Here is a 16,988-nt window from a genome sequence, read left to right on the forward strand (position 1 = left end):
AAGGCCAAACCACGGGATAGCCAAACCCGACCGCCCGGACGGAAAGGCGAAAAAACAGGACAATTCGCGCCGGGCGCCGTGTTAGTAAATCGGGGCCCGACAACGCCCCGTCGGGCACAAGCGTCCTTCCGAGCCTCCGCCCAAACATGTCAGACAACGTCAAGCTCTACCGCAGGATCGCCGACTCCGTGGCCGACGCCATCGAGGCCGGGCAGTACAGGCTGGGCGACCGCCTGCCGACCGAGCGGGAGCTGGCCGAGCAGTTCGGGGTCTCGCGCCCCACCCTGCGCGAGGCGATGATCGCGCTGGAAATGCTGGGCATGATCGAGGCCCGCCATGGCCTGGGCATCTATGTCACCGGCAATGTCCGCCCGGTCGCCCCCTCGGCCGATATCGACTTCGAGATCGGCGCCTTCGAGCTGATCGAGGCCCGCCGCCTGTTCGAGGGCGAGGCCGCCGCCCTGGCCGCCACCTCGATCAGCGACGAGCAGATCGGCGAGCTGGAAGGCCTGCTGGAGCGGATGCATGTCGAGGAGGAGATCCGGGGCGAGGAGGCCGACCGCGACTTCCACATGATCATCGCCCGCGCCACCGGCAACGGGGCGATCATCGCCACGATCGAGAACCTGTGGGACTGGCGCAACCGCTCGCCCCTGGCGCGCAACATCCTGACCCGCGCCCGCGGCATGGGGCTGGAGCCCCGGATCGCCGAGCACCGCCGGGTGGTCGACGCGCTGAAGGCCCGTGATCCGGCCGCCGCCCGCCAGGCCATGCGCGACCACCTGGAACGGGTGATCGACCACCTGCTGCACGCGACCGAGACCGAGGCCGTGCAGAAGGCCCAGCAGGAAACCAAGGCGCGGCGGAACGCCATCGCCAAGAGGGTCGCGATTTAACACCTCAAGATCCTCCCCCGCGATGCGGGGGAGGTGGCCCAGAGGGCCGGAGGGGGCTAGCTCCGCCTACGCAGTGAAGGCCCCCTCAGTCGCTCCGCGACAGCTCCCCGCAACGCGGGGGAGCATCCATCTGGGCGCCGCGCCCGTCCCATGCCACTCATTCACCATGCTGAAGCTCCCCACCCTGAAGCCCGATTCCGACCAGATGCTGCACCTGGACGCCCTGCGCATCGTCGGGGCGCTGATGATCGTGGTCTTCCACTTCAACCGCTTCATCAATCTGGACGGCCGATGGCAGGCCGCCGACGACACGATCAAGAACTTCAGCCTGATCGTCGACCTGTTCTTCCTGATCTCCGGCTACGTGATGGCCGCCATCTATACCGGCCGCCTGACCACCTTCGCCAAGTACCGCGACTTCCTGCAAAAGCGCGTCGCGCGCCTGGGTCCGCTGCACTGGGCGACGATGCTGGTGTTCGTGGCCATCGCCGCCCTCGGCTGGGCCGGAGTGCTGAACGAGCGCGATCCGTCGCGCTACGACGTGACCTGCATCCCCCAGAACGTCCTCTTCATCCACGCCTGGGGGACCTGCCACGCCCAGACCTGGAACTTCGTCAGCTGGGCGATCAGCGCCGAGATGGGGATGTATATCGCCCTGCCCCTGCTGTTCTGGATCACCGCCCGAGGCTGGCAGGCGACGGCGGCTGTCGCCTTCGGCAGCCTGGCCCTGCTGCTGTGGATCTCGCGTAACGGCGAGACCTTTTCGCAGTGGACCTACGATTTCGGCGTCGCCCGCGCCGTGCCGGGCTTCATGCTGGGGATGCTGGCGTTCCAGCGGAAGGACGTGCTGGCGAAACTGCCCTTCGCCCGCTTCGTGATGTGGGCCTTGCTGGCGGCGTTCTTCGTGGCGTCCTGGGCGGGCGCGTCGCGGACGAGCCTGCTGTTCCTAATCTACGCCGTGGGCCTGGCCGGCGTGGCGGCCGACGCCCAAGGCGTCCAGGGCGGGATCAGCCGCCGCCTGGCGCCGTGGGCGCAGCTGTCGTTCAGCCTCTACCTGCTGCACCCGATCGCCCTGAAGATCGCCCTCAACTGGGTGGGCTTCGGCGCCTGGGGCCTCTCCGGCGACGCCATGCGGCTGTGGTGTCTGCTGTGGGTGATCCTGCTGTTCCCGATCGCCTATCTGTCGCTGGTGGGGTTCGAGCGGCCGGCGCGGGACTGGGTGGCGCGGCTGGGGAAGCGCGAAAAGCTCCCTCTCTCTTAGAGAGAGGGTTGGGGTGAGAGGTTACGAGGTTCGACGGCGTGCCGGCGCTGCGGCTACCGCTGTAACCTCTCACCCTCCCACCGCTTCGCGGCGGGCCCCTCCCTCTCTCTAAGAGAGAGGGTTTCCCGAAATCCCATCCACCCAAGCCGGCAGTTCGCTGATGCTCCCCAGCTCCGCGTAGCGTTCATGCCCGACCGGCGCCTCGGCCGCCTCGTGCGACCAGACCAGCGGATAGGGAATCAGCGCGCCCCAGCAGCCGGCCTCCAGCGCCGGCAGGATGTCCGAGCGCATCGAGTTGCCGGCCATCACCGCCTGCTCCGCCCCCGTGCCGTAACGGTCGAACACCCGGCGATAGGTGCCGGCGTCCTTCTCGGACACGATCTCGACCGCCACGAAGTAGTCGCCCAGTCCCGACGAGGCCAGCTTCTGCTCCTGGTGCAGCAGATCGCCCTTGGTGATCAGGACCAGGCGGTAGCGCTCCGACAGCTCGGCCAGCGCCTTGTCGACGCCCGACAGCGGCTCGATCGGCTCGGTCAGCATCTCGCGGCCGACGGCCAGGATCTCGCGGATCACCCGGGTGTCGACGCGGCCGTCGGTGACCTCCAGCGCCGTCTCGATCATCGACAGGGTGAAGCCCTTGGCTCCGTAGCCATAGACCCGCAAATTGCGCTTCTCGACGGCGACCAGCTGTTGCTCGATCTTCTCGGCGTCCCCGTGGTCGGACAGCAGGTCCAGGAACCGCGCATGGGACAGCCGGAACTTGCTCTCGCAGTGCCAGAGGGTGTCGTCGGCGTCGACGCCGACGGTGGTGATGGTGCTCATTGAGGCAGCCATAGCAAAACGGCCCGACGGTCGCGAGAGGCCCCTTGCGCCTCCCTGACCATCTTGTCAGCTAGCCGTCAGGCTGCGGACCCACTGGCCTTGCTAGACCGGGCCCAACCTCCCCTCCGCAACGACGGAATTTAGTATGATCTCGCTCGTGCGGACGGCTTTGGCGCGTCCCTACACCTTCGTCGTGATGGCCGCGATGATCCTGATCGTCGGCGTCCTGGCGATCCTGCGCATGCCGACCGACATCTTCCCCAACATCCGCGTGCCCGTCGTGGCGGTGGCCTGGACCTATAACGGCCTGTCGCCGGCCGACATGGCGGGGCGGATCATGACCCCCTACCAGCGGGCTCTGACCACCACGGTCAACGACATCGACCATATCGAGGCGACCTCGCTGCAGGGCGTCGGGGTGGTGAAGATCTACTTCCAGCCGGGAGCGGACGTGCGCCTGGCCAACGCCCAGATCACCGCCATCTCGCAGACCCTGCTGCGCCAGCTGCCCCCAGGCGTGACCCCGCCGCTGGTCCTCAACTACAACGCCTCGACCGTGCCCATCCTGCAGCTGGCCCTGGCCGGCCAGGGCCTGTCCGAGCAGCAGCTGTCCGATTTCGGCACCAACGTCATCCGCACGCGCCTGGTCACCGTGCCGGGCGCGGCCATCCCCCTGCCGTTCGGCGGCAAGACCCGTCAGATCCAGGTCGACATCGACCCGCAGGCCCTGCTGTCCAAGGGCCTGTCGGCCAGCGACGTCGGGGCGGCGATCGCGGCCCAGACCCAGATCACCCCGGCCGGCTTCGTCAAGATCGGCGAGTTCCAGTACAGCCTGCGCCTGAACAACGCCCCCGGCACGGTCGAGGAGCTGAACGCCCTGCCGGTCAAGACCATCAACGGCGCGACCATCCGCATCGGCGACGTCGCCCACGTACGCGACGGCTCGGCCCCGCAGCAGAACATCGTCCACGTCGACGGCCAGCGCTCGGTGCTGATGACGGTGCTGAAGTCGGGCGCCACCTCGACCATCGCCATCGTCGACGGGATCAGGGCCGCCCTGCCCGACCTGAAGGCCCAGCTGCCGCCCGAGCTGACCATCACCCCTCTGAACGACCAGTCGACCTTCGTGAAGGCGGCCGTCGAGGGCGTGGTCCACGAAGGCGCCCTGGCCGCCGTGCTGACCTCGCTGATGATCCTGCTGTTCCTGGGCTCCTGGCGCTCGACGGTGATCATCGCCGTCTCGATCCCGCTGGCCGTTCTGGCGGCGATCGGGGCCCTGGCGGCGTTCGGCCAGACCCTGAACGTCATGACTCTGGGGGGCCTGGCCCTCGCCGTCGGCATCCTGGTCGACGACGCCACCGTCACCATCGAGAACATCAACTGGCACCTGGAGCACGGCAAGGATGTCCGGACGGCGATCCTGGACGGGGCGGCCCAGATCGTCACCCCGGCCTTCGTCTCCCTGCTCTGCATCTGCATCGTCTTCGTGCCGATGTTCTTCCTGCCGGGCGTGTCGGGCTTCCTGTTCGTGCCGATGGCCCTGTCGGTGGTGTTCGCGATGATCGCCTCGTTCCTGCTGTCGCGGACCCTGGTGCCGACCATGGCGGCCTATCTGCTCAAGCCGCACGTCCCGCACGACGAAGAGGCCCCGTCGCCCCATCGCCTGGTGCGGTTCCAGCGCGGCTTCGAGCGGAGCTTCTCCAAGGTGCGCGACGCCTATGCCGGCCTGCTGGGCTTCGCCCTGGACGCGCGCGGCGTGTTCGTCATCGGCTTCCTGGCGTTCGCCCTGCTGAGCCTGACGCTGGTCCCGTTCCTGGGCCGCAACTTCTTCCCAGCCGTGGACTCCGGCTCGATCGCCCTGCACGTCCGCGCCCCGGTCGGCACGCGGATCGAGGAGTCGGCGGCCCTGTTCGACCGCATCCAGCGCCACGTCCGCACGGTGATCCCGGCCGACGAGGTCGAGACGATCGTCGACAACATCGGCCTGTCCACCAGCGGCATCAACACCGCCTACAACGCCTCGGGGACCATCGGCCCACAGGACGGCGACATCCTGATCAGCCTGAAGACGGGCCATCGCCCGACCGACGACTACATCAAGGCGCTGCGCGAGGAGCTGCCCAAGGCCTTCCCCAGCGCGACCTTCTCGTTCCTGCCGGCCGACGTGACCAGCCAGATCCTCAACTTCGGCAGCCCGGCCCCGATCGACATCCAGGTGACCGGCGGCGACGCGGCGACCAACCAAGCCTACGCCCAGAAAATCCTGCGCGAGATCCGCGGCGTGAAGGGCATCGCCGACGTCCGCATCCAGCAGCCGGCCGCCGCGCCGGAGCTCCGCTTCGACGTCGACCGCACCCGCATCCACGCCCTGGGCCTGGACGAGCGCGACGTCACCGCCAGCCTGGCCGGCGCCGTGGCCGGCAGCCAGCAGACCGCCCCGGTGTTCTGGCTGAACCCGAAGAACGGCGTCTCCTATCCCGTCGTCGCCCAGACGCCGGAATACATGCTGGACAGCTTCGACAAGCTGCGGTCGATCCCGGTCACCGGGGCCCGCGCCGCGGACCCGACGCCGCAGGTGCTGGGCGGCCTGGGCGCGCTCAGCCGCGGCTCCACCGCCGCCGTCGTCTCGCAGTACAACATCCAGCCGATGGTCAATGTCTTCGCCGCCACCCAGGGACGCGATCTGGGCGGCGTGGCGACCGACATCCAGAAGGCCCTCAAAAAGCTGGAGAAGGACAAGCCCGCCAAGGTCCGCGTCACCCTGCGCGGCCAGTTCCAGACCATGAACACCGCCTTCTCCGGCATGGGCTGGGGCCTGCTGGGCGCGGTGGTGATGATCTATCTGCTGATCGTCATCAACTTCCAGTCCTGGCTGGACCCGTTCGTGATCATCTCGGCCCTGCCCGCCGCCCTGGCCGGCATCGCCTGGATGCTGTTCGCCACCGGTACGCCGCTGTCGGTGCCGGCCCTGACCGGCGCGATCATGTGCATGGGCGTGGCCACGGCCAACTCGATCCTGGTGGTCAGCTTCGCCCGCGAGCGGCTGGCGGCCACCGGCGACGCGGTCCGGGCCGCCTTCGAGGCCGGGGTCACCCGCTTCCGCCCGGTGCTGATGACGGCCCTGGCCATGATCATCGGCATGGCGCCGATGGCCCTGGCCCTGGGCGAAGGCGCCGAGCAGAACGCCCCGCTGGGCCGGGCGGTGATCGGCGGCCTGATCTTCGCCACCTGCGCGTCCCTGCTGTTCGTCCCCGCCATCTTCTCCATCGTCCACGGCCGCCGCCCCCGCGCGGAAGCCGCCTCCCCCGAAGGCGTCGCCCATGTCGAGTCCCCCCCCTGCCCCCCTCTGACGACTTCCCGAAGACCAGCCCCCGGAGCCTGCGCCGTCTGGCCCTGATCGGCGGCGCCGGCTTCGTGCTGATCCTGGCGGCCGGTACGGCCTCGCGGCTGATGGCCAGCCAGGACCTGAAGAAGACCAGCCAGGCCAGCGCCCTGACCACGGTCCACGTCATCCAGCCGGGCGGCGGCGAGAGCGCCGACCTCGTCTTGCCGGGGCGCCTGCAGGCCTGGGCCGAGGCTCCGGTCTACGCCCGCACCGACGGCTATCTGCGCCGCTGGTACGTCGACATCGGCCAGCCGGTGAAGGCGGGCCAGGTGCTGGCCGAGATCGACGCCCCGGAAGTCGACCAGCAGCTGGTCGCCGCCCGCGCCGCCCTGGCCACCGCCCAGGCCCAGCGGGATCTGGCCGCCACCACCGCCGCCCGCTGGAAGCGGCTGGTCGGCGAAAACGCCGTCTCGCAGCAGGAGGCCGACGAGCGCGCCGGCGACCTGGCCGCCCGCGAGGCCATGCGCAACGAAGCCATCGCCAATGTCCGCCGGCTGGAGAGCCTGACCGCTTTCAAGCGCATCGTCGCCCCGTTCGACGGGGTGGTGACCAGCCGCGACACCGACCAGGGCGCCTTGATCAGCGCCGGCGGCGCCCGGCCCTCGCCGCTGTTCACCGTGTCCGACACCCGCCGCCTGCGGCTCTATGTCAGCGTGCCGCAGAGCCTGGCCGGCCAGATCCGTCCGGGCATGAGCGCCGCCTTCACCACGCCCGACCTGCCGGGCCGGACCTTCAACGCCCGCCTGGCGCGCACGGCCGACGCGGTCGACGCGCAGTCGGGGGCGATGCTGATCCAGCTGGACGTCGACAACGCCGCTGGCGCCCTCAAGCCCGGCGCCTACGCCCAGGTCAGCCTGGACCTCAAGGCCGCCAGCGCGACCTCGACCGCATCGGTGCGGATCCCGTCCAACGCCCTGCTGTTCCGCAAGGAAGGCACGGCCGTGGCGGTGGTCGGCGGCGACAACACCGTCTCGATCCGCCCGGTCCGCATCGCCCGCGACGACGGCGCCGAGCTGGAACTGGCCAGCGGGATCGCGGCCAACGACTGGATTGTCACCAGCCCGCCGGACGCCATCGCCACCGGCGACCACGTCAACGTCGTCAAGGCCAAGAAGGGAGCCGCCGGTGCGAAGGGCTAGTCTCCTGATCCTGGCGGGTCTCGGGCTCGCCGGCTGCTCGATGGCCCCGGCCTATGCGCCGCCGACGCCCGCCGCGCCCGCCGCCTTCCGCGATACGGGACCCTGGACCCCCGCCACGCCGGCCGAGGCGGTCCGCGACGGGACCTGGTGGGCCGTGTTCAAGGACCCGACCCTGGACGGCCTCGAGCGCCGGCTGGAGTCCGGCAGCGCCGACCTGGCCGCCGCCCTCGCGCGCTACGATCAGGCCCGCGCCCTGTCGCGCCAGGCCTCCAGCGCTCTCCTCCCCAGCGTCGGGGCCTCGGCCAGCGTCGAGCGCCAGCGCACCCCGGCCAATGGCCGCTACGACACCACCACCCTGGCGGCCAGCGCCGCCTATGAGCTGGACCTCTGGGGCCGGGTCCGCAACCTGGTCGCCGCCGGCAGGGCGGACGCGGAAGCCAGCGCCGCCGACCTGGCCGGCGTGCGCCTCAGCCTGCAGGCGGAGTTGGCGGACACCTATTTTCAGCCTCCGGGGCGCCGACGCCCAGATCGCGGTGCTGAGCTCGACGGTCGAGGCCTATCGCCAGGCGCTGGACCTGACCAACCGCCGCCAGGCCGGCGGCGCGGCCAGCGGGCTCGACACCGGCCGGGCCCAGACCCAGCTTGCGGCGACGCAGGCCCAGTACGAGCAGGCGGTCGCCGACCGCGCTCTGCTGGAACACGCCATCGCCGTGCTGGTCGGCGAGCCGGCCTCCAGCTTCAGCCTGGCCGCCGCGCCGGCGCTGACCGAGGTCCCGGTCACCCCGGTCGGCGCGCCCTCGACCCTGCTGCGGCGCCGGCCCGACATCGCCGCGGCCGAGCGCCGGATGGCGGCCGCCAACGCCCGGGTCGGCGTGGCCCGCGCCGCCTGGTTCCCGAGCGTGACCCTGGCCGCGGCCGGCGGCTACCAGTCCAATGGCGGCGAACTGCTGACCGCCGCCAACCGCGTCTGGGCCCTGGGCCCGCTGGCCGCCGCCCTGCCGCTGTTCGACGGCGGCGCGCGCAAGGCCGAGGTCGCCCGCGGCCGCGCGGTGTTCGACGAGACCGCCGCCGGCTACCGCCAGACCGTGCTGGACGCCTTCCGCGAGGTCGAGGACCAGATGGTGCTGGCCAACCGCCTGGCCGCCGCCCAGGACCGCCAGGACGAGGCCGTCGCCGCCGCCGTCCGCACCACCGCGCTGGCCACCACCCGCTACCGCGAAGGCGCGGCCAGCTACCTGGACGTGGTCACCGCCCAGACGGCGGAACTGCAGGCGCGGCGCGAGGCGCAGGACCTGAGGACCCGGCGGCTGTCGGCGAGCGTGAACCTGATCCGCGCGCTGGGCGGGGGCTGGGGGGCGGGGTAAGCCTACCCACAACTCGTCTCCACAAAAAAGCACCGTCATTCCCGCCCTTGTGGCGGGAACCCCTGGTTCAGCTGGCACGTGAGATGCCAGCGGATCGCTGGTGATCCGCCCCTCCCGCACCTGCGGCGGATAGAGGGGTTCCCGCCACAAGGGCGGGAATGACGGTGGTATTGAAATTCGGGAGGTAGTTCCCCTAAACCCCCACCGTCTCCCGCTCAGGCGACACCGCCCCCTCGCTCCCCGGCAGCAGGAACCCGATCAGCACCTCGCCGCCCTCGCAGCGGGCGAACACCGAGCCGCCGTGCATCAGGACGATGGCCTTGACCACCGCCAGGCCCAGGCCGTGGATCTCGCCGCTGTGCTCGCGGGCGCGGTCGACGCGGTAGAAGCGGTCGAACAGGCGGGCGAGATGCGCCTCGGGGATCGGGCCGCCGCGGTTGCGCACCGACAGGCAGACGGCCTTGTCCCGCGGCTCGATCATCACCCGCACGGTCTTGCAGGCGACCCCGTGACGGATGGCGTTGTCCAGGAGGTTGGTCACCGCCCGCCCCAGCAGCGCGGCGTCGGCGTTGACCGTCGCGTCGCCCCGCACCTCCAACCGCACCTCGGCGTCCTCGAACAGGACGTCCAGGAAGTCGGCGGTCTTGTGGGTCAGGGCCGCCAGCGACAGCGGGGCCAGGTTGGCCGCCAGGGCGCCCTGGTCCGCCCGGGCCATGAACAGCATGTCGTTGATGATCGTGCGCAGGCGCTCCAGCTCCTCGAGATTGGAGTGCAGCGTCTCTTCCAGCTCGTCGGTGTCGCGGGGGCGCGAGAGGGCGACCTGGGTCTGGCCGATCAGGTTGCCCAGCGGCGTGCGCAGCTCGTGGGCGACGTCGGCGTTGAAGGCCGCCAGCCGCTCATAGGCCGCCTGCAGGCGATCGAGCGCCCCGTTGAAGGCGCTCATCAGTCCGACCAGCTCGACGGGCAGGTCGCGGGTCGGCATCCGCAGGCTGAGATCCGCCGGGTTCAGGGCGCCGGCGCGGTGCGACAGGCGGTCGACCGGGGCCAGGCCGCGTCGGGCGATCCACCAGCCCAGCAGGCTGACCAGCCCGGTCGTCAGCACCGACATGCCCAGCGCCGCGACGCCCAGCACATAGCGCGAGGCGTCGAACGGCGCGGTGTCGGCGGCGATGACCAGCCGCACCTCCGGACGCCGCCCATAGGCGGGCACGCGCCGAGCCAGGGTCATGAACCGCTTGCCGTCGGCATGGATGACGCCGAGGCCGTCGCGGGCCGGCTCCAGCGCCGTCCCCGGCGTGAACCGGAAGCGCGGGTCGGCGGACTCGATCCGATAGCGGAGGCTGCCGTCGGCCGGCGTGAACGACTTCAGCTTGTCGGTCATCAGCGGCCAGCGGGTTGGGTCCTCCAGCTTGCGGATCATCGCCTCGATGATCTGCGAGCGGGCGCTCAGCTCCTCGGCCTGGTGGCGCTTCAGCTCCAGGCTCTGGAAGCTGAACAGGGCCACGCCGGCCAGCATCGAGACGAGGCTGGTGGCGATGGCGAACATCAGGGCCAGGCGGCCGGCGATGGATTTGGGGGCCAGGGAAAGGGGGGCCAGGGAAAGGGGGGCAAGCGAACGGGGCGTCACGGCGCGGTCCCCTCGGGGCGGTGCTCCAGGACATAGCCCATGCCGCGCACCGTGTGCAGCAGCTTGGTCTCGAACATCCCGTCGATCTTGGCCCGCAGCCGCTTGATGGCGACCTCGACCACATTGGTGTTGGTGTCGAAATTGATGTCCCAGACCAGCTCGGTGATGATGGTCTTGGAGACGATCTGCGACTGGCGGCGACCCAGGACGACCAGCAGGGCGAACTCCTTGGCCGTCAGGTTCAGCCGCCTGCCCGCCCGCGTGGCGCGGCGGGCCAGCAGATCCAGGTGCAGGTCGCCCACCGTGATGGTCGTGGACTCGCTGCGCCCGCGACGGGTGATGGCCTGCAGCCGGGCCAGCAGCTCCAGGAACGAGAATGGCTTGACCAGATAGTCATCGGCGCCCGCGCCCAGGCCCTTCAGACGATCCTCGACGCTGTCGCGGGCGGTCAGCATGATCACCGGCGTCTGGCGGGTCTGACGCAGGCGCGCCAGCACCTCGACCCCGTCCAGCCCAGGCAACATGCCGTCCAGCACCACCGCGTCATAGTCCAGGGTCTGGGCCAGGTGCAGGCCGTCCTCGCCATTGCCGGCGAAGTCGACGGCATAGCCCTGTTCGGTCAGCCCCTTGCGCAGGTAGGCGACGGTCTTGGGCTCGTCCTCGACGATCAGGATCTTCATCAGAGTGCGGCGTCTCACGACCAGCGGCCCGGACCGGGAGGCCTTCCGGATGGGCAAGATAAGGCGCCCTCGCCTCCGCCGCCATCGCTGGTGGGTGGGGGGGACTAGGTCCGGCGGCGAGGCGAGGACGACGCATACTGCCGCGCCCGCGAGGTCGTCAGCCTGACCGCCGGATGACATTTCTGACCGGAAGCGCGGTTTTCCATCGACCCGGTTGAACCATTTCGGCCGTAAGTCTCCTTTATTCGCGCGCCAAATCCGCGCCGAGTCGGTATCCGCCCGAGGTTTCCTATTGTCCTTGCTTGATCGCCGCGCCGCCCTGACGCTGCTGGCCGGCGGCGCCGTCGCCGCCAACCTGTCGCCCGGACAGGCCGACGCGCGCCCCGCGTCCTTCTCCTTCGAGACCGTGCGCGCCCGCGCCCGCGCCCTGGCCGGCCGCCCCTATGTCGCCCCGCCGCCGCCGCCCGCCGAGGTCGCGGCCATGAACTATGACGCCGCCCAGGCGGTCGGATTCTATCGCGAGAAGATCCCGCTGTGGGGCGGCGACTGGGGGATCGAACTGTTCCCGCTGAGCCAGGGCGTCTCCAAGACCGTGACCATCCATCTGGTCGAGGACGGCCGCGCCAAGCCGCTGGCCTATGACCCGACCATGTTTTCCTCGCCCGCCGGCAGCCCGGTCCGCGCCCTGCCGGCCAAGGCCGGCTTCTCGGGTTTCCGCGCCATCAGCCGCGACGACCGCGGCGAGTGGCTGGTGTTCCACGGCGCCTCCTATTTCCGCTCGCCCGCGCCGTTCGGCCAGTACGGCCTGTCGGCCCGCGCCATCGCCGCCGACACCTACGCCGTCCAGCCCGAGGAGTTTCCCGACTGGCGCGAGGTCTGGCTGGAACGCGACGCGCAGGGGCGCCTCGTCATCCACGCCCTGATGGAGAGCCCGGGGATCGTCGGCGCCTACAGGTTCGTCAACGACCGCGACGGCCTGGCCCTGACCCAGACCGTGCAGGCGAGCGTCTTCTTCCGGCGGGCCTTCGACCAGATGGGTCTCGCGCCCCTGACCAGCATGTTCTGGTACGGCGAGGACCGCGCGGTCCCGGCGGTCGACTGGCGGCCGGAGATCCACGACTCCGACGGCCTGGCGATCTGGACCGGGGCGGGCGAACGCCTGTGGCGGCCGCTCTCCAACCCCCGGCGCGTGGTGACCAGCGTGTTCAGCGACCAGACCCCCAAGGGCTTTGGCCTGATCCAGCGCGACCGCGACTTCGAGCACTATCACGACGACCAGGCCAAGGCCGAGCGTCGGCCCAGCGTCTGGGTCGAGCCGATCGGCGACTGGGGCAAGGGCTCGGTCCGCCTGGTAGAGATCCCGACCGACAGCGAGACCAACGACAATATCGTCGCCTTTTGGACGCCGGACGCGCCGGTCAAGGCCGGGAGCAAGGTCGAGCTGAGCTACCGCCTCCACTGGACGGCCGACGCGCCGGAGACCGAGCTCGCCAAGGTGGTGGCCACCCGCTCGGGCCGGCCGGGCGAGCCGGGCCGCGACACCGCCGCGCAAGGCCGCAAGGTGGCCGTCGAATTCCGGGGCGCAAACCTGCTGGCGCTGCGAACGGCGATCGACATCGAGGCCGACGTCACCGCCCGCAACGGCCAGATCCGCCTGCTGTCGCATTATCCCGGCGCCCGCCACGAGAACGAGACCGACGCCCTTTGGCGCGTCACCTTCGACGTCGTGTGCGATGGCGCGGAACCGGCCGATGTGCGCGTCGTCCTCAGGCAGAATGGTCGGCCTTTGAGCGAAACCTGGACCGCGCTGATTTTTCCGCCCGCGCCGTGAAACCAACCGCGCCGTCGCGAGCTTGGCTCGCCGATGGCTCCCCGCTTCCCCGAACCCAGAGTGCAGTGGCTTTGTTGTCTTCCGAACGGCGCGCGAGCGCCCGTCCCCTCCCGCCCTGAAGCTGGCCCCGCCGCCGGCCCGGCCCGCGCCCGCCTCTTTCGCCGCCTGGCTGCCGGCGGAAACGCCGCTGGCCATGCCCGCCCAGAGCCTGCGCGAGGGCCGGCTGACGCCCGTGGACGGTCCGGACGTCTCCGGACGCCGCTGGGTGCTGCTGACGGGCTCGGGCGTGTTGACCGCGGTGACGGCGGCGGTGACGGCGCTGCTGTTCTCGCCCGGCGGCTTCAGCCTGGTCGACGGCGTCGCCTTCGCTCTGTTCGTGCTGCTGTTCGCCTGGGTGGCCTTCGCCTTCATGAGCGCGCTGGGCGGCTTCTGGACCTGCTGGCGTACGCGCGACGGCCGCGAGCAGCCGCGGCCGGTGATCCTGACCCGCACGGCCCTGCTGGCCCCGACCTATAACGAGGATCCCGGCCGCGTCCTGGCCGCCATCCAGGCGATGTACGAGGAACTGGACCAGAGCGAGGTGGCCGAGCTCTACGACGTCTTCGTGCTCAGCGACACGCGGGTCGAGGACGTCGCCCGCGAGGAAGCCGTGGGCGTGCTGCGGCTGCGCGCGCGGCTGGGCCCCAAGGCGCGGATCTTCTATCGCCGCCGGGTCAAGAACACCGACCGCAAGGCCGGCAACATCGCCGAATGGGTCGAGCGCTTCGGCGGGGCCTACGCGCAGTTCCTGATCCTGGACGCCGACAGCCTGATGACCGGCGACACCCTCATCCGGCTGACCCACCGCATGGAGCGCGACCCGAAGCTGGGCCTGCTGCAGACCTCGCCCTCGATCATCAATGGCGAGACGCCGTTCGCGCGGCTGCAGCAGTTCGCCTCGCGCGCCTACGGGGCGATGCTGTCGGCTGGCCAGGACTGGTGGTCGGGGGCGGAGGGCAACTACTGGGGCCACAACGCCATGATCCGCACCCGGGCCTTCGCCGAGCAGGCCGGGCTGCCGCACCTGCCGGGCCCCCGCCCGTTCGGCGGCCACATCATGAGCCACGACTTCGTCGAGGCGGCCCTGATGCGTCGGGGCGGCTGGAAGATCGGCCTGGCGACCGACCTGACCGGCAGCTACGAGGAGACCCCGCCGACCATCCTCGACATGGCCATCCGCGACCGCCGCTGGTGCCAGGGCAACCTGCAGCACCTGGGCGTGATCGGGGCTCAGGGCCTGCACTGGGTCAGCCGCCTGCACCTGCTGCGCGGCGTCCTGTCCTACGCCACCTCGCCGCTGTGGCTGTTCCTGCTGATCGCCGGGGCCGGGGTGTGGATGGAGCAGGGCGGCGCCTCGGCGCTGATCCGCGCCGACGCCGCGGCCTGGCTGTTCGGCCTGACCATGGCCCTGCTGATCGGGCCCAAGCTGATGGCCGGGGCGCTGATCCTGCGCAGCCGGGCCCAGCGCCAGGCGTTTGGCGGCGGCTATCGGTTCATCGTCGGCATGGCGATGGAGATCGTGCTGTCGGCCCTGGTCGCCCCCGTGCTGATGCTGATGCAGAGCGTGTCGGTGCTGCAGGTGCTGCTGGGTCGCGACGCCGGCTGGGCGACGCAGCAGCGCGACCCCGGCCGCCTGACCAGGCGCGAGGCCTGGCGCGTCCACCGCGCCCACATGGGCATCGGCGGCGTCGCCGCGGCCCTGGTCTTCGCCCTGGATCCTGTGATGTTCTGGTGGTCCAGCCCGGTCTATCTGGGCCTGATCCTGTCGGCGCCCTTGGCCCTTCTGCTGTCGCAGCCGCGGATTGGCGACTTCCTGGGCCTGTTCCAGACGCCCGAGGAGCGCCGCCCGCCCCGCGTCGCCCTCCGCGCCGCCGAACTGCGCGCCGCCTACGACCGCGAGGCCCCCACGCGCCGGGCGATCGAGAAGCTGCTTCGCGCCCCGGCCATGGTCTACGGCCCCGACGCCATCCAGACGCGCGCGCGGGCCAAGGTGGTCAGCCGGGCGGCTTGAGGCGCGTCGTCCATCGGAGTAGGCCAGGGCCACCGAACCTCGGAGCGCGTCCCATGGATTTCTCGAAGCTGCAGGCCGTCAGCACCGTCACCACCGAGTGGAAGTATCCGCTGGCGCCGGCCAACCGCGCGGGCCTGCTTCAGGTCGACCAGGGACCGGACCACAAGCTCTATTGGGAAGAATACGGCAATCCGGACGGCGAGCCGGTCATGTACCTGCACGGCGGTCCGGGCGGGGCGTGCGCGCCGGTGATGTCGCGGTTCTTCGATCCCCGGCGCTACCGGGTGATCCTGTTCGACCAGCGCGGCTGCGGCAAGAGCGAGCCGACCGTCGCGACCCACGGCCCCCCAGGTGGCCCTGACCCGCAACGACACCGACCATCTGGTGGACGACATCAACAAGCTCCGCGACGCTCTCGGCATCACCGGCAAGATGCACGTGTTCGGCGGCAGCTGGGGCAGCACCCTGGCCCTGGTCTACGGCATCCGCCATCCGGACAAGGTCGCCTCGCTGATCCTGCGCGGCATCTTCCTGGGGGCGACCGAGGACCTGCTCTACATGTACCAGGGCAACGCCGCGACCTTCGCCGACGCGCCCTACGCCCTGACCGAACCGGGCAGCTATGTCGCCTATCCCGACGAGTGGAAGGCCTTCGTCGAGGAGATCCCGGCGGACCAGCGCGGCGACATGATGGCCGCCTACAAGGCGATTTTCGACATGATCCCGGCGAATGACGCCGACCGCGCCCGCCAGCTGCGCGCCGCCGTGGCCTGGTCGGTCTGGGAAGGGACGATCTCGAACATGGTCCCGCAGGACAGCGACCCGGGCAAGTTCGGCGAGGCCGACTTCGCCCTGTGCTTCGCCCAGATCGAGGCCCATTTCTTCGCCAACGGCCTGTTCCTGGAGCCGGACTACATCGTCGGCCATGTCGACAGGATCGCCGCCATCCCGACCCACATCGTCCACGGCCGCTTCGACCAGGTCTGCCCGCTGACCCAGGCCTCGCGGCTGGTGGCGGCGATGGCGACGGTGGGCGCGACCCCGGCCAGCTACGTCAAGACCAATGCCGGCCACAGCGCGATGGAAGCCCAGACCGTGCTGGCCTTGACGGCGATCATGGACGGGCTGGCGCCGATCGCCTGAGTTTTATACGGCCCTTACGCGGGAAGGCTCCCTTCCATCTGGAGCGCTTATGCAGGGCGGGGGTACGAGAGGCGCGTTAGAGCGTGGCAGCCGAAAGTGTGCGCGGCTTCGGCGCCAGCCACGCTCTAAGTGTTTGAAATAGATCCTGTTTACCCGCTTCTGATGTATCCATCAGAAGCGGACAGGCTCTAGTGGACAGACCGCCATGTACATGCCCTCCCCCGCTCACCGCCGCCTGTTGATGATCCTGCTGGTCGCCGGCCTCGGCGGCTTCTCGGGCCTTCTGGCCTGGGCCGCCCACGCCCCGCATCAGGCCGATCTCTTGCGGTTCTTCGCCATCGTGTGGCTGCTGGTCTTCGGCGCCGCGCGGATCCTGGTCCACCTGGACGAGGCGCTGGACCAATTCGGCGAGGGCGCGACCCAGCATTGGTCGCGGCTGCGGGGTCGAGGCGAGCCCTGAAGGCGCCCCGGCGCGCGCGGTTTGCTCTAGACTATTGTTTTAACGCATTTTCTGACGACGAACCGGTATCCACTTCGTCGGAAAATGCTCTAGAAGCTCAGCACCACGAAGACCACCGCGCTGATCGGGATCGCCGCCACGAGCGCCATGTTCAGCACGGTCTCGGTCAGGCTGAAGACCGAGCGGCTGGGCGGCTTGAACAGGGCGGCGGCGGGGGTCATGGCGGGGGCTCCTTGCACGGTGGAGCTTGCACCCTGAACCGTTAATGATCCTGAATCTTGGACGGCTCCCGCGCCGCGACAAGTTGTCCGGCGCCGCCGTCCAGACCGG

The 16,988-nt window shown here is 70.3% G+C and carries 13 protein-coding genes and 2 pseudogenes; 10 read left to right on the top strand and 5 right to left on the bottom strand.

Going from position 1 to position 16,988, the window contains the following annotated elements:
• Positions 1–146: 146 nt before the first annotated feature.
• A complete protein-coding gene (locus ACHMW8_RS01470) occupies positions 147–896 on the top strand; it encodes a FadR/GntR family transcriptional regulator (RefSeq protein WP_395444542.1) in 750 nt (249 codons plus the stop codon).
• Positions 897–1,062: 166 nt separating this feature from the next.
• Positions 1,063–2,157 carry an acyltransferase family protein gene (locus ACHMW8_RS01475; RefSeq protein ID WP_395444543.1) on the top strand — a complete coding sequence of 365 codons (1,095 nt, stop codon included), beginning with the start codon at positions 1,063–1,065 and terminating at the stop codon, positions 2,155–2,157.
• Positions 2,158–2,265: 108 nt separating this feature from the next.
• Here ACHMW8_RS01475 and ACHMW8_RS01480 read toward each other — a convergent pair whose 3' ends face one another.
• The gene (locus tag ACHMW8_RS01480) at positions 2,266–2,979 is read right to left on the bottom strand and encodes an HAD family hydrolase (RefSeq protein WP_199743369.1); all 714 of its coding nucleotides are present in this window, start codon (positions 2,977–2,979) and stop codon (positions 2,266–2,268) included.
• Positions 2,980–3,124: 145 nt separating this feature from the next.
• Between ACHMW8_RS01480 and ACHMW8_RS01485 the strand changes: the two genes are divergently transcribed.
• From ACHMW8_RS01485 to ACHMW8_RS01500, 4 genes and pseudogenes are all read left to right on the top strand, one after another.
• Positions 3,125–6,376 carry an efflux RND transporter permease subunit gene (locus tag ACHMW8_RS01485; protein ID WP_395444544.1) on the top strand — a complete coding sequence of 1,084 codons (3,252 nt, stop codon included), beginning with the start codon at positions 3,125–3,127 and terminating at the stop codon, positions 6,374–6,376.
• 17 nt (positions 6,377–6,393) lie between these two features.
• Positions 6,394–7,503 (top strand): efflux RND transporter periplasmic adaptor subunit, encoded by a 1,110-nt coding sequence (locus ACHMW8_RS01490; protein ID WP_395444545.1) that lies wholly within the window; start codon positions 6,394–6,396, stop codon positions 7,501–7,503.
• A 40-nt stretch (positions 7,504–7,543) separates the two neighbouring features.
• Positions 7,544–7,948: pseudogene (locus ACHMW8_RS01495) on the top strand (TolC family protein); the annotation flags it as partial.
• A gap of 88 nt (positions 7,949–8,036) precedes the next feature.
• Entirely contained in the window at positions 8,037–8,867 is an 831-nt protein-coding gene (locus ACHMW8_RS01500; protein WP_395444546.1) for an efflux transporter outer membrane subunit, read from the top strand.
• Positions 8,868–8,902: 35 nt separating this feature from the next.
• On the opposite strand, the pseudogene ACHMW8_RS01505 reads toward ACHMW8_RS01500, so the two are convergent.
• From ACHMW8_RS01505 to ACHMW8_RS01515, 3 genes and pseudogenes are all read right to left on the bottom strand, one after another.
• Positions 8,903–9,052, bottom strand: a pseudogene (locus ACHMW8_RS01505) (hypothetical protein); the annotation flags it as partial.
• Between the two features lie 8 nt (positions 9,053–9,060).
• Positions 9,061–10,494: a heavy metal sensor histidine kinase gene (locus ACHMW8_RS01510; protein ID WP_395444547.1), complete on the bottom strand. Its 1,434-nt coding sequence runs from the start codon at positions 10,492–10,494 to the stop codon at positions 9,061–9,063.
• Positions 10,491–11,174, bottom strand: coding sequence for a heavy metal response regulator transcription factor (locus tag ACHMW8_RS01515; protein WP_125155848.1), 684 nt, complete (start codon positions 11,172–11,174; stop codon positions 10,491–10,493). Before ACHMW8_RS01515 ends, ACHMW8_RS01510 begins: the two co-directional genes overlap by 4 nt.
• A gap of 298 nt (positions 11,175–11,472) precedes the next feature.
• On the opposite strand from ACHMW8_RS01515, the gene ACHMW8_RS01520 reads away from it, so the two are divergent.
• The 4 genes from ACHMW8_RS01520 (at position 11,473) to ACHMW8_RS01535 (ending at position 16,658) form a co-directional block, all read left to right on the top strand.
• Positions 11,473–13,005 (top strand): glucan biosynthesis protein, encoded by a 1,533-nt coding sequence (locus tag ACHMW8_RS01520; protein WP_395444548.1) that lies wholly within the window; start codon positions 11,473–11,475, stop codon positions 13,003–13,005.
• A gap of 22 nt (positions 13,006–13,027) precedes the next feature.
• Entirely contained in the window at positions 13,028–15,055 is a 2,028-nt protein-coding gene (mdoH, locus tag ACHMW8_RS01525; protein WP_395444549.1) for a glucans biosynthesis glucosyltransferase MdoH, read from the top strand.
• 351 nt (positions 15,056–15,406) lie between these two features.
• The gene (locus ACHMW8_RS01530; RefSeq protein WP_395444550.1) at positions 15,407–16,198 is read left to right on the top strand and encodes an alpha/beta fold hydrolase; all 792 of its coding nucleotides are present in this window, start codon (positions 15,407–15,409) and stop codon (positions 16,196–16,198) included.
• Between the two features lie 205 nt (positions 16,199–16,403).
• Positions 16,404–16,658, top strand: coding sequence for a hypothetical protein (locus ACHMW8_RS01535; RefSeq protein WP_125155693.1), 255 nt, complete (start codon positions 16,404–16,406; stop codon positions 16,656–16,658).
• Between the two features lie 89 nt (positions 16,659–16,747).
• Here the strand turns inward: ACHMW8_RS01535 and ACHMW8_RS01540 are convergent, their stop codons facing one another.
• Entirely contained in the window at positions 16,748–16,879 is a 132-nt protein-coding gene (locus ACHMW8_RS01540; protein WP_233586415.1) for a hypothetical protein, read from the bottom strand.
• Between the last annotated feature and the right edge of the window lie 109 nt (positions 16,880–16,988).

The organism is Caulobacter sp. UC70_42 (assembly GCF_044056025.1).
GTDB lineage: Bacteria > Pseudomonadota > Alphaproteobacteria > Caulobacterales > Caulobacteraceae > Caulobacter.